This window comes from Burkholderia sp. 4NA327C6 (assembly GCF_005502655.1).
Lineage (GTDB): Bacteria > Pseudomonadota > Gammaproteobacteria > Burkholderiales > Burkholderiaceae > Burkholderia > Burkholderia contaminans.
In genome coordinates this window covers 1-10,742 of record NZ_SCNZ01000096.1, presented here as the reverse complement: position 1 = coordinate 10,742, position 10,742 = coordinate 1, and the positions used below count along the sequence as shown (strand labels likewise).

Below are 10,742 nucleotides of genomic sequence, written 5' to 3'. Positions count from 1 at the left end.
CGCTCGTCGAATGGGACAGCCAGCTTCCCGGCTGGCCCGTGTTGCGCGCGCAGGCCCTCGAAGCTCGCCGGATCATGATCGAGCCCGTCGCATCGCCGACGGAGGAGGCCGATCATGCGCTCTGATGCGATCCCGCCGGATTACGCGTGCGCATTCGCGCCGGGCCTCACGAATCCGGCGATCGGCGCGCCGAACGACGCGATCGCCTACGGAGGTAAGCGCGTCGCCCGCCGCTACGACGTCTACCGCAACAACGTGACGGTCAGCCTGATCGACGCGCTCGCCGCGATTTACCCGTCCGTGCAACGCATCGTCGGCGTCGAGTTCTTCCGCGCGATGGCACGCTTTCACGTGCGCGAAACGCTGCCCGTCTCACCGTTGCTGTTCGAATACGGGCGTGACTTTCCGGACTTCATCGCCAGCTACGATTACGCGCGTTCGATGCCGTGGCTCGCGGACACCGCTCGTATCGAGCGGGCATGGCTCGACGCGTATCACGCGGCCGATCTGCCAACGCTCGCCGCCGACGCATTCGCGGCGATTGCGCCGGATGCGCTGGCCGCGGTGCGTCTCGTTCCGCATCCGGCCACCCGCATCGTGCGCTCGCCGTATCCGGCCGTCTCGATCTTCGCGATGAACCGGGCCGACGGCCCCGTCACGCCACCGCGCTCCGGCGATGCCGAGGACGCGCTCGTCACGCGCCCGGCGTACGACGTGATCGTCTCCCGGCTCCCGCCCGGCGGCGCCGCGTTCCTGATCAGCCTGATCGACGGCGCGTCGCTCGGCGACGCCGTCGCTATCGCCCTCGAGGACCATCCCGCCTTCGATCTCCCGGCCGCCTTGCGCGGCATGATCGAAGCCGGCGTGTTCACCGCTGTCCATTCCGGAGCCTGACCATCATGTCCGAGCTGCACACTGCCGAACACTCGCCGCTGCACGCGCTCGCATCGCTCGTCGGCCGCGCGCGGCACGGCGTCCAGTGGCTCGCCCGCCCCTGGCTCGCGCAACTCGCGCTGCGGCTCGCGCTCGCGGTGCCGTTCTGGAAATCGGGCATCCTCAAGTGGGACGGTTTCCTTCGACTCAACGACACCGCGATCGAATTGTTCACGAGCGAATTCCAGTTGCACCTGCCCGGCGGCCCATACGCGTTCCCCGCGCCAGCCGTGTTCGCGTTCCTGTCCGGCTTCGGCGAGGTGCTGTTCCCCGTGCTCCTGGTGCTCGGCTTCGGCACGCGCTTCGCAGCGGCCGGCCTGTTCCTGATGACCTGCATCGTCGAGCTGACGGTGCCGGACGGCTGGCCGATCCACCTGACATGGGCCGCGATGGCCCTCGGCATCGCGGCGTGGGGCCCAGGCCGCCTCTCGATCGATCATCTGCTCGGCGACCGCTCGCCGCGCGACTGAGCCGGCGGCTTCGCGACGCACCGACGGCGGCCGGATTTCCGCGCCGCAGCAACAGACCGCACCGGCACGCCCCGCGCGCTCCGCCCCTTTGGCGATGAAAACCCGAGATCTGGTTACCCGTCTTGCAGCCGATCTGACGCCGGTCGAACCCGGCGCGGTTTCGCAGCGGCTGTACCGCGCGCTGGTTATCGGCTTTGGCGGCAGCATCGCGCTTCTCATCGCGTTGTATGGCATCCGCAGCGACATGCCGCAACTGATCCTGACAACGATGTTCTGGGCACGGCTCGCGTTTCCGCTCGCCGTCGTCTTCTCGGCGACACGGCTCGCCGAACGCCTTGGGCGCCCCGGCGCGCATCTCTCCCCCGCCGGGCTCGCGACCGCGCTGCCGGTCGCCGCGATGCTGCTCGCCACGAGTGCCGTCCTGATCGCAACCCCGCACGGCTATCGGCTGCAGCTGGTACTCGGAACGACATGGCGGACCACGGTCGCGGACGTCGTGCTGCTGTCGTTGCCGCCGCTCGCTGCCGCATTGCACGCGATGAAGCAGCTCGCGCCGACGCGCCTCATGCTTGCCGGTGCGAGCGCCGGCCTCCTTGCGGGTGCACAGGCGCTCATCGTCTATTCGCTCTACTGCGCCGAGATGTCGATTCCGTTCTGGGGCGTCTGGTACGTGCTGTCGCTCGTGCTCACGGTGGCCCTGGGCGCGGCGCTCGCGCCGCTGTGGCTGCGCTGGTGACGCGCCGTGCCTACCAGCGCAACCACACTGGCGCGACGAGCGCGCCGAGCACAGCCGGCAACGCCATCCCGAGCAGATACCAGACGCTCCAGAACGCGGGGCTCATTTCCGGGCAGTGGAAGCAATAGGCGATCGTCGCGATCGCGCTCGTGGCGAGTCCCGCCGCGGCGCCCGCGGTACGCAGCCGAGTCGGCGCCAGCCCCCGGATCGCGACGAACATCGCAACGAAACCGGGCACCGACAGAAACACGATGTTGAACGGGCACACGCGCCACGTCTGACCGAGCACGACTGCGAGCCGGTCGCCTGATCCGGCCGTCGCGACCGCGTAGAGGCCCGCGATCCATACCGCCACGACACCGGCGCCGACGATCGGCCAGCCGGCGCCGACGGCCGTGCCTGGACGGGCAAGCCGCACGGCCGCCACGATCGCGCCTGCCGCCACGCAAGCCGGAAAAGCGAGCTTCGCCCAGAAGAGCGGCGTGCGCATCACGGCCGACAGATCGGGGCGCACGCCGAACGCGATCGTCATCAGCAGCACGGCGCCCACCGCAGCGATGGCCAGCGCGCCGCCCAGACGCCTGGCCGGGACGCCGCGGTCGACGGGAGTGACACCCGCCGCCAGCATGTCGATGAAATCGTCCGTTTTCATATCACTCCTCGCACGCGCGCCGCGAGCGCCTTCAATCCCCGGTGGATGCTGACCTTGACGACGGATTCGGATGCGCCGATCAACTGTGCCGCCTCGGCGACCGACAAGCCCTGCAGTTTCACATGCAGGATCGACAGCCGCTGTTTGTCGGGCAGATGATCGAGTAGCCGGCCGATGTCGCGATGCGCGTCGGACGCGTCGTCGTCGGGTTCGGAGAAGATATCCGTGTGATCGTCGAGCGGATCGTGCAACGCTTCGCGACGCGCGCGCGTGCGGAAGAAATCCATCAGCTTGTAGCGCGCGATCGCATGCACCCATGCGGTCAGCGGTTCGTCCGCGCGATAGGTGTGACGTGCATTATGGACGGCAAGCAGGATCTCCTGCACGAGATCTTCGATATCCGCGTCGAACTGCGGAATCCGCTTGCGCAGAAAGCCGCGCACGTGGCGGGTCAGCTCCGAGAGGAACGACCGGTAATCCGACGCATTGCCGGCGAGGCCGCTGACGAATAGCGCTCTCAGGCGCGATTCCACAGAATGCAAGATCGGGCCTCCGGATCTATCGCGCCAAGCCGAGTTGCGGCGGCCGCGTCACGCTCCGAACGCCGGCGCCGGCGCCGGCGCGTCGCGTTGCGCGCGCTAGCGCTTCAGGCCAGCCGGTGAGCCTGCGCTCGACGCCGTTCGATCCATTCGTGATCGCCATTCGCCCATTTCCGATGCCCATGCCGCGGTTCCTTGTCCGATTCGACGTTCCGCCCGGGCCGATGCATCGGCCGGATACCGTGCGCGCCTGCCGTAACGAAACCGCGCGGCGCAGCAATCTCGATCGGCCACGCCGGCCGGCGGCCGATTGCGACCCAGGTGCCGGCGCCGGATGCTCCGCCGACATGCCGCCATGTCGTGGCAAGCAATTTTAGATCGAGCGATCTAGAATATCGCGGTACCCCGTGCATTGCAATGCGGGGCATTGCGAGCGCCCGGAAAGGAGGAATACGACCATGGCCCGCCCCCGGGAATTCGACGAATCGGCCGCGCTCGACGCCGCGGTCTACCGCTTCTGGATCCACGGTTACGAGGCGACGTCGGTACGCGATCTCGCGCAGGACATGGGCATCACGGGCGCGAGCCTCTACAACGCGTTCGGCGACAAGCGCACGCTGTTTCGGCGCGCGCTTTCGCACTATGTCGAGCGCAGTTTCGGCGACCGGCAATCGCGGCTCGAGGCAACGCTGCCGCCTCGCGAAATCATCAAAGGCTTCTTTCGCGAGATCATCGACCGTTCGGTCGACGACGAGGATCGAAAAGGGTGCCTTCTCGTCAATTCGGCGCTCGAGGTCGCGCCGCACGATCCGGAATTCCGGTCGATGATCGCCGGCGTGCTGGATCGGGTACAGGTGTTCTTCCGGAATCAGATCGCCGCCGGCCAGGCAGCGGGGGATATTCCGTCTGACCGTTCCGCCGACGACCTGGCGAGCTTGCTGCTCGGGGTGCACATCGGCATCCGCGTGCTCGCGCGCACGCGACCGGAGCGCCTGCTGCTCGAAGGGCTCGCTCGGCCGGCGCTCGCGCTCCTCGGCGAGGGGGCGGATCGACCACGCGGTAACGGTGCGTAGGCGCTGTAGATCGAAGCGATTGCCGTATTCTCCGTGGGGAGGATCAGCACGACGAGCGACCAGGTCGTGAGTGTATCCACGTGGCGCATGCCGCTCACGTGTCAGTCACTCTACGAATTGACTTTACGACGGCTTGCTTCCCGGAGTCCGGCAGCGGCGGTGACGGGTATTCAGGACCGCCGGTCGGGCCACTTCGAATGCTTGCCGTCGATCGTGAACGGATGCCGATGCGTACCGGGCCCGGTCTGCTCGCCTTCAGCGAAATGTGCATCGTGCTCCGATCCCGTGTGTTCATGCTCGACGATGTCCGGGTCCATTCGAGGCCATACCCACCAGGCCAGCGCGATGCCAAGCACCGTCATCAACCCGAGAACGCCGAAGGTCGACGGCATGCCCGCCCTGGCGCCGAGAAACCCGGCCACGGGATAAGCGATCAGCCAGCACACGTGCGACAGCGAGAACTGCGCGGCAAAGACGGCCGGGCGGTCGGCCGCGCTGGCCGAACGGCGGAGCAGGCGACCGCTCGGTGTCAGCGTCATCGAATAGCCGAGACCGATCACGAACCACGTGACGAGAAACGCGTGCCACTCGTAGTGCCCGCCGAGTGTCGAGATGACCATGCCGGCGCCGAGCCCGACGGCCATGATGCACGCACCGAGCAGCATCGCGGGGCGATCCGGGCGCTGGTCCAGGAGCTTGGGCAGGATGAGGGCCATCAGCATCGAACCGAAGCCGAATGCGGCGAGCGCGAACGGAACGTCCGAACTTGGGCGCCCAAGCTTGCCCTCGACATAGACGACCGAGTTCACGATGACCATCGAGCTTGCTGCCGCCGCGGCCAGATTCAAGCCGAGCAGGCCAAGCAGCCGCGGTGTGCGCAGGTAGATCGAAATGCCGCGGAAGGTTTTTGCATAGATGCTGCCGACCACCTGCACCGCGCGCGACTGGGGCAGCCGGACCGACACCACGAGCGCGGCCGAGCAGAGGAAGCCGATCACGGTGCCGCCGAACAGCCAGTGAAACCCGATGACGGTGAGCAAGGCCGCCGCCAGCATCGGGCTGACGAGGCTTTCCATGTCGTACGCGAGGCGCGAAAGCGACAGCGCGCGTGTGTAGTCCTTCTCGTCGGGCAGTACGTCCGGGATGGTGGCCTGAAACGTCGGCGTGAAGGCGGCGGACGCCGATTGCAGCAGGAAGATCAGCACATAGATCTGCCATGCCTGCGTGACGAACGGCAGCGATAGTGCGACGAACGCACGCACGAGATCCATCGCGACGAGGAACGCGCGTCGCGGCAGTCGGTTGGCGAATGCACCGACGACCGGTGCGATCAGAACGTACGCGACCATCTTGATCGCGAGGGCCGTGCCGAGAACACTGCCCGCATTCGCGCCAGCGAGGTTATAGGCGAGCAACCCGAGCGCCACGGTCGCGAGCCCCGTACCGACGAGCGCGATGACCTGCGCCAGGAACAGGTGTCGATAGGTTCGATTGGATAAGACGTCCAGCACGTTGAACTCCAGAAGATTTCGTTCCGAGATTGCGGGTGGCCCGCACAAACCCGCGGGGCGGGCGATCCGGTCACGCGGCCGCAGCGGGCCGGCGCGTGAACATCAGCACATCGCAGCCGAGTTCGGGCGGCAGCAGCAACCGCGCGAGATCCGGCCGCCGCTCCAGCGTGAAACGGGTCTGCTGTTCGTAGTCGCGCCAGTTGCCGCTCGCCGCGCGATGGACGCTGACGATCGCCAGATAGATGTCGACGTCGTCGCTCCGCAAGATCTCGCGCTCGAAGTCGTTGCCGGCCGGCGGCCACGAGCAGATCACGACGGCCGACGGGTATTCGTGCAGAGCCGTATGCGCGTCCATCCGGATGACGGATTCCGGGTACGCGATCCGGTGTGCCCAGCTGTGATCGTCGGTCGCCGTTGCTCGCACGCCGGCCTCCTGCAGAAACCGCGTCAAGGTTCCGTCTCCCGCGCCGACCTCGAGGCAGCCACGTCCCCCGATGATTTCTTTCAACTGGCGGATGAACTGCTTCGAATAGAAACAGTAGATTCCCCTGGGTTCGACGAGCGGCATCAGATAACGTTTCTGCCAGACCAGCGGCCAGAGGAGCCGAAACCACGTCATCGAAACCGGCTTGCGCTCGAGGCCGCGCCGGAACAGCAGGCGCTGCGTGAGCCAGCCGTTGAACAGGTTGAATCGGATCTTGCCCGACGTACGGCTGGTGGCGAGCGCCGTTGCATAACGCTGGAGGGCGACGCGCGCCATCTGCTGGCGAACCGCGGTGCGAGCGAGTGCCTGCTTCTCCTTACGGCCGGGTGTACCGCGCACGCGGCGCTTGGCCGACGGCGCCTCCGCGTTCAGCAGGCGATGCAGGCGGCTCGGGTCGCGCGTCTGCAGCGCGCCTTCCAGTTCGCGTTCCATGCTGTCCCATTCGGCGGGAAAGGCCGAGCGCAGTTCGCTGGCCGAAGGGCGGCGCTGCAGCCAGGCGAGCACCTTCACCGGATCGTCGAGAGTCATCCTTGGGTAACCGAGCGGGTTTAATCATTGCGAGACGCAACAGCAGCGGCGAAGCATCGGCGCGCCGAACGAAGCGCGCGTAGTGTAACATCCCCTCCAGGAGGATAGGTTATAAGCATATAAAGGCGTTTCGTCGGGGCGCATGCGATGCCGCGACGCCGATGCATCGTGAATCGGGGTAACCGGGAGGTCATCATGTGGACGAAGGTCAGGGAGTGGTTCGGCTTTGGCGGCGACGAGGGCAATCATGGGCACGGCGCGCACGGGCACGCACGCGGTGCGGGGCCGCACGGGCATACGCACGGGGTGGTCGATCCGAGCCTGTCCACGTCCGAGCGCGGTATCTGGGCCATCAAGTGGTCGTTCGTGATCCTCGCGATCACATCGATCCTCCAGTTGATCGTGGTCTTCACGTCGGGCAGCGTCGCGCTGCTGGCCGACACCATTCATAACGTCGGCGACGCCACCACCGCGATTCCGTTGTGGATCGCATTCGTGCTCGTGCGCCGCAAGCCGACCGCGACGTTCAACTATGGTCTGGGGCGGGTCGAAGACATCGCCGGGATGCTGATCGTCGTGATCATCCTGATCAGCGCGCTCGTGGCGGGTTACGAGGCGATCGACCGTCTGATCCATCCGCAACCCATCACGCAACTGGCGGCGGTCGCAGTGGCGGGCGTGATCGGTTTCGTCGGCAACGAGGTGGTTGCCGTGTTCCGGATTCGCGTCGGTCGGGCAATGAATAGCGCGGCGTTGATTGCGGACGGTTATCACGCCCGGACCGACGGCCTGACGAGCCTCGCGGTGGTGGTCGGCGCGATCGGCGTGTGGGCCGGCTTCCCGCTGGCCGATCCGATCATCGGCCTGCTGATCACGATCGCCATTTTCGGCATTGTCTGGCAGTCCGCGCGCGCCGTGATCACCCGCAGCCTCGACGGCATCGGCCCGGACGTACTCGAGGACATTCGCCATTCGATCGCCCATGTGCCGGGTGTCGCACGCGTCGTCGACGTCAAGGCGCGCTGGCTGGGGCACCGGCTGCGTGCGGAACTCACCATCGCGGTCGATCCGGCGCTGCCGGTCGCGCAGGCCAACGGCATCACGCTGGCGTTGCAGAACACGCTGCACGACCATTTGCCGTCGCTCGACGCCGCCACCGTGCAGTTCGACACCAGCGGCGCACAGCCTGCGACCGTGCATGCCGATGCGGACGCGCATCATCATGCGCCAGAGCCGTTCCGCTTCGACTGCTCGATCGCATCGGGCCTGCTGGAAATCGTCGACACGGTCGACGGCGAGCGCATGCGCCTGAGCGTGCGCGAACCGGCCCGCGACCTGGAGGCCGTGGTCGAGATTGCGCGTCCGGGTGGGCAGATCGAGCGACTGCCGCTCGTTCCGTCGGATGCGGCGCGCACCCGTTTCGAAAGCACCGTCGCGCCGGCGGAGCCGCATGAATTCGACGCCGAACTGCGGCTGTCGAGCCGGGTTGATACACAAACCCTGCCGTTCAGGATGGTCGAGCCCGAGGGGCATCACCACTGAGTTCCGGCCCGATAACAGGCGGGGCTGGCTCTGCCGGTGCCGCGCCCCGGTTGTTCTGTCGCGACGCGAGACGACACCTCGAGGAAAAAAAGCCCGGCCACCGGCCGGGCAAAAGGGGCAGCCGGCGCACCAAGGACCGGCATGGCGCGTGGGACCGGCCGCAGACGACTTCAACGTGTGTGGACGGGAGCGTTCGCGCACGGCGGGGTCAACTGCGGGAGAGCCCCCAGATCAGGTGTGCGTCGATCAGCAGCCGCGTTTCCCAGCGGACGGCTTGCCCCTGAGCGTCGATCGCGGCGCGCGACGCGTCCAGCGACTGCCGCCGGGAAAACAGCAGCGACTGCAGATCCGCTTCGCCGAGCGTGTAGGTGCGCTGCATCAGCCGCGCGTTCTCGGTGGCGAGCCGGGCGGTATCCTGCGCAATGCGCCAGCGCTCGAGGCTGCCCTGCGCTTCCGAATAGGTCTGCGTTGCGTCGAGATCGGCATCGAGCTTGGCGCGTAGCAGCGACGCATGCGCGGCGTCCGCTTCCTTGCCGGCCTGCAGCGCGCGTTCGGAGCGATAGGTGCCCGAGAACGGAATGCTCACGCTCAGACCGATGATCTTCTCGTTGCGGCGCGCTTCGGTCGCGGCGAACACGCCGACGGTCGGATCGGGCACGCGGTCGGCACGGGTGCGCCGCGCAGTCAACGTCGATTTCTCATACTCGCCCTGAGCGGCTTCGACCGTTTCGGATTCGCCGATCACGCGTTCGCGCCAGGCCGGCTCTGTCAGCAACGCGGGATGCGGTTCGGGCAGCGGCGACGCTTCCGGCGCCGCCGACGGAAAGCGCGACCGCAACGCGGCTCGGGCATTGGTCAGCGCCGTGACCGCGGCGCTGGCCTCGCGCTGCACATCACCGAGATCGGCTTGCGCCACGTTCACGTCGAGCGCCGATGCGTCGCCGGCGCGCATGCGCTTCTTCACGGCATCGACGTTGCCGCGGGCAAAGCTCACCTGTTCGTCGAGCAGGGCTCGCTGGCGTTCGGCGACCACCACGGCGGACCACATGTCGGCCAGCGCTCGCGCCGATTCGTGCCGGGCTTCCGCGACGCGGGCCCGTCCGATCTGATCCTCGACATCGCGCAGATGCCGGTCGAGTCCGGCCTTGCCGTTGATGCGGATGGTGCGTTCGAGCTGGACGGCCCACTCGGCGGAATTGACGCCGGTGTCCTGATACCGCCGGCGCTGGCCTTGAACGCGCGTCGTCCACTCGTACGGCGACGCCGCGACGGCCGCACCGCCGTGACCGGCTGCCTGCGCTACGCTGTGTGCGCGCACGACAGACAGGTCGGCATCGATCCACGCGCTGGCCTGCGCGTCAGTCGGCAGAAATACCGGCGTCGGTACCGACTGGGCGTGGACGACGCCCACGGACACCGCCGCGAGCGCTGCCGACGGCAACGCCCATCTGAGCCACTTCATCTGAATTCTCCTTGTCGGATCACGGGCGTGACCCAATAGCGCACGCGGCTGCGGGCGAGTTCTTCCTGCAATTGATCGATCAGTGCGGTCAGCCCGTCCGCGGCAACCAGTACCTGGACGAGCACGGCGCTGCTGCGCCCGCTCACCTGTTCGCGAGTGCTCAGCTTGCCGTGCGCGAACCCGTGGGCGTGCGCGGCCGTGCTCGAAAATATGCCCGCCTCGCCGATGGTCAGCAGCGTGTCGAGCACCCGTTCCTCGGCCGCGAGCGGCGCGAACAGGTTGACGCAGTAGTCAGTCATGGAGGACCTCCGGCGTGGCGAGCCCGGTCGGTTGTGGCCGTCCGAAGCGTAGATAGAGCAGCGGCAGCAGGATGAGCGTCAGCGCGGTTGCGGTGATCAGCCCACCGATCACGACGATGGCGAGCGGGCGCTGGATCTCGGAGCCGGGGCCGGTCGCGAACAGCAGCGGAATCAAGCCGAACGCGGTGATCGAGGCCGTCATCAGGACCGGGCGCAGCCGGCGTCGCGCGCCCTGCCTGACGCATTCGATGAGGTCGAATCCTTGCGCGTTCAACTGATTGAAATAGCTGACAAGCACGACGCCGTTGAGCACGGCGATCCCGAGCAGCGCGATGAACCCCACGGCCGCCGGTACCGACAGATACTCGCCGGTGAGCCACAGCCCGACGATGCCGCCCACCAGGGCGAACGGGATGTTGCTCAGCACGAGCAGCGCCTGGCGCACCGAGCCGAACGTCGAGAACAGGATCATGAAGATGATGCCGAGCGCGAGCGGTACGACGAGCCCCAGAC

At 67.2% G+C, this 10,742-nt stretch carries 12 protein-coding genes; 5 read left to right on the top strand and 7 right to left on the bottom strand.

What is annotated here, in order from left to right; all coding sequences use genetic code 11:
• Positions 1 to 114: 114 nt before the first annotated feature.
• The 3 genes from FFS49_RS41300 to FFS49_RS41290 all read left to right on the top strand — a co-directional run bounded on the left by FFS49_RS41300 (position 115) and on the right by FFS49_RS41290 (position 2,139).
• On the top strand, positions 115 to 894 hold the full coding sequence (locus tag FFS49_RS41300) for a DNA-binding domain-containing protein (RefSeq protein ID WP_137951076.1): 780 nt from the start codon (positions 115 to 117) through the stop codon (positions 892 to 894).
• 5 nt (positions 895 to 899) lie between these two features.
• Positions 900 to 1,403: a DoxX family protein gene (locus tag FFS49_RS41295; RefSeq protein ID WP_137951075.1), complete on the top strand. Its 504-nt coding sequence runs from the start codon at positions 900 to 902 to the stop codon at positions 1,401 to 1,403.
• A gap of 94 nt (positions 1,404 to 1,497) precedes the next feature.
• Complete coding sequence (locus FFS49_RS41290; protein ID WP_137910025.1) at positions 1,498 to 2,139, top strand: DUF1109 domain-containing protein; 642 nt, start codon at positions 1,498 to 1,500, stop codon at positions 2,137 to 2,139.
• A 10-nt stretch (positions 2,140 to 2,149) separates the two neighbouring features.
• Here FFS49_RS41290 and FFS49_RS41285 read toward each other — a convergent pair whose 3' ends face one another.
• Complete coding sequence (locus FFS49_RS41285; protein WP_137909981.1) at positions 2,150 to 2,791, bottom strand: DUF1109 domain-containing protein; 642 nt, start codon at positions 2,789 to 2,791, stop codon at positions 2,150 to 2,152.
• Positions 2,788 to 3,333, bottom strand: coding sequence for a sigma-70 family RNA polymerase sigma factor (locus tag FFS49_RS41280; RefSeq protein ID WP_171026918.1), 546 nt, complete (start codon positions 3,331 to 3,333; stop codon positions 2,788 to 2,790). The genes FFS49_RS41285 and FFS49_RS41280 overlap by 4 nt, the downstream gene beginning before the upstream one ends.
• A gap of 455 nt (positions 3,334 to 3,788) precedes the next feature.
• Between FFS49_RS41280 and FFS49_RS41275 the strand changes: the two genes are divergently transcribed.
• Positions 3,789 to 4,403, top strand: a complete 615-nt coding sequence (locus FFS49_RS41275; protein WP_137909980.1) for a TetR/AcrR family transcriptional regulator — start codon at positions 3,789 to 3,791, stop codon at positions 4,401 to 4,403.
• Positions 4,404 to 4,573: 170 nt separating this feature from the next.
• Here the strand turns inward: FFS49_RS41275 and FFS49_RS41270 are convergent, their stop codons facing one another.
• Both FFS49_RS41270 and FFS49_RS41265 read right to left on the bottom strand, forming a co-directional pair.
• A complete protein-coding gene (locus FFS49_RS41270; RefSeq protein ID WP_137909979.1) occupies positions 4,574 to 5,914 on the bottom strand; it encodes an MFS transporter in 1,341 nt (446 codons plus the stop codon).
• A gap of 70 nt (positions 5,915 to 5,984) precedes the next feature.
• Positions 5,985 to 6,926, bottom strand: a complete 942-nt coding sequence (locus FFS49_RS41265; protein ID WP_137909978.1) for an SAM-dependent methyltransferase — start codon at positions 6,924 to 6,926, stop codon at positions 5,985 to 5,987.
• Positions 6,927 to 7,121: 195 nt separating this feature from the next.
• On the opposite strand from FFS49_RS41265, the gene FFS49_RS41260 reads away from it, so the two are divergent.
• Positions 7,122 to 8,468: a cation diffusion facilitator family transporter gene (locus tag FFS49_RS41260; protein ID WP_137909977.1), complete on the top strand. Its 1,347-nt coding sequence runs from the start codon at positions 7,122 to 7,124 to the stop codon at positions 8,466 to 8,468.
• A gap of 208 nt (positions 8,469 to 8,676) precedes the next feature.
• On the opposite strand, the gene FFS49_RS41255 is transcribed toward FFS49_RS41260, so the two are convergent.
• The 3 genes from FFS49_RS41255 to FFS49_RS41245 form a co-directional block, all read right to left on the bottom strand.
• Entirely contained in the window at positions 8,677 to 9,930 is a 1,254-nt protein-coding gene (locus FFS49_RS41255) for a TolC family protein (RefSeq protein WP_137909976.1), read from the bottom strand.
• Positions 9,927 to 10,229: a DUF3240 family protein gene (locus FFS49_RS41250; RefSeq protein WP_137909975.1), complete on the bottom strand. Its 303-nt coding sequence runs from the start codon at positions 10,227 to 10,229 to the stop codon at positions 9,927 to 9,929. Before FFS49_RS41250 ends, FFS49_RS41255 begins: the two co-directional genes overlap by 4 nt.
• Positions 10,222 to 10,742 (bottom strand): efflux RND transporter permease subunit (locus tag FFS49_RS41245; protein ID WP_137951074.1); only part of this gene is annotated, 521 nt, incomplete at its 5' end. The genes FFS49_RS41245 and FFS49_RS41250, both read right to left, overlap by 8 nt.

Coding starts and splice junctions, on each gene's coding strand:
- FFS49_RS41295 (WP_137951075.1), top strand. CDS start 900: ATGTCCGAGCTGCACACTGCCGAACACTCGCCGCTGCACGCGCTCGCA.
- FFS49_RS41300 (WP_137951076.1), top strand. CDS start 115: ATGCGCTCTGATGCGATCCCGCCGGATTACGCGTGCGCATTCGCGCCG.
- FFS49_RS41265 (WP_137909978.1), bottom strand. CDS start 6,926: ATGACTCTCGACGATCCGGTGAAGGTGCTCGCCTGGCTGCAGCGCCGC.
- FFS49_RS41290 (WP_137910025.1), top strand. CDS start 1,498: ATGAAAACCCGAGATCTGGTTACCCGTCTTGCAGCCGATCTGACGCCG.
- FFS49_RS41275 (WP_137909980.1), top strand. CDS start 3,789: ATGGCCCGCCCCCGGGAATTCGACGAATCGGCCGCGCTCGACGCCGCG.
- FFS49_RS41250 (WP_137909975.1), bottom strand. CDS start 10,229: ATGACTGACTACTGCGTCAACCTGTTCGCGCCGCTCGCGGCCGAGGAA.
- FFS49_RS41260 (WP_137909977.1), top strand. CDS start 7,122: ATGTGGACGAAGGTCAGGGAGTGGTTCGGCTTTGGCGGCGACGAGGGC.
- FFS49_RS41255 (WP_137909976.1), bottom strand. CDS start 9,930: ATGAAGTGGCTCAGATGGGCGTTGCCGTCGGCAGCGCTCGCGGCGGTG.
- FFS49_RS41285 (WP_137909981.1), bottom strand. CDS start 2,791: ATGAAAACGGACGATTTCATCGACATGCTGGCGGCGGGTGTCACTCCC.